The sequence below is a fragment of the Flavobacterium sp. T12S277 genome, from assembly GCF_048514875.1.
Taxonomy (GTDB): domain Bacteria; phylum Bacteroidota; class Bacteroidia; order Flavobacteriales; family Flavobacteriaceae; genus Flavobacterium.
Genome location: NZ_JBLYEG010000065.1, coordinates 1 through 1,187 on the forward strand (window position 1 = coordinate 1; position 1,187 = coordinate 1,187).

Sequence of the window (1,187 nt, forward strand, 5' to 3'; positions counted from 1 at the left end):
ATCAGGATCAGGCAAAGAACGTTTGTCCAGCTTGCCATTAATAGTCAATGGAAAAGAATCCATAACAACCAAAGCACCGGGAACCATATAATCAGGCAACAACCTGGATAACTCATCCAAAATCATATCTTTATTTAATTGATTCAGATAAGGTATATTATAATTACTATCTGAATACTCATTATTCAAATTAATAAGATTGATTGTATCTTTTTCTCCATTAAATGAAATTATCACATCATACCTATATTTGCTTAACTCATTAACATACTCACTAGTTCTTTCAAGAACAGTAACCTCTATATTTTTATATTTGTTTTTTAAACTGGTAAAATAGTTTGGACTAATTAATAACTCATTTTCCTTTATAGCAATTTTAAAAATATCTTGATTTGTATAAACTATACCTTCATAGTCAAACTTTTCCTGAATCAGTTCCTTATGCAAATCATAATTTCTAATATCACCCAAAAATATAGAACCACTTTCAGAAAGTATATTAATTGATTTGTCTAGGATATCCTCAAAATACTTAATACTCGGAAAGTACTGACAAACGGAATTAATAATTATAGTATCGTAAAGACCTACATTAGGTAACTGATCTATTTGGTCTGCTCTTAAATGATATAGATCTGTGTTGAAATTTTTATTCTTAAGATATTTGATGTGTCGATTTATAACCGTTTGTGATATATCTAAACCAACATACTTCTCAACCTCATTTAATAAGGGATACATTAATAATCCTGAACCAATACCAATTTCTAAAACACAACCTAGGTTTAATTTTTTTATAATGTTTATTATACTATCTCTCCATTGTTCCATTTCTGAAATAAGAATCTGTTCTCCAGTAATAAAACTATTCCAACCTAAAAAATCAGATTTTATTTGACCTTCTTCAATACTAATCTCATAATTAGAATCATAAAGATTCTCCCAATTATTTAATATATAATCATTATTCCCTGACAAATAATTTTTATCTAAAACATAATATCCTACCAGCGATTTTACAACACCCGCGGAACTATCCCTTTGCTTTACCAAAACACATGACTGGACAATACCCGGAATTCCCGACAACGCATACTCGATCTCTCCAAGCTCTATCCTGTAACCACGGATCTTGACCTGGTCATCATTACGGCCAAGATATTCCAAATTACCATCAACAAGCCAGC

Annotated in this window: 1 protein-coding gene; it reads right to left on the reverse strand. The window is 30.2% G+C overall.

Features of this window, described 5'->3' with window-relative positions; all coding sequences use genetic code 11:
- The coding region (locus ACN1CN_RS22730; protein WP_419137969.1) for a methyltransferase at positions 1-1,187 on the reverse strand (1,187 nt) is incomplete at both ends.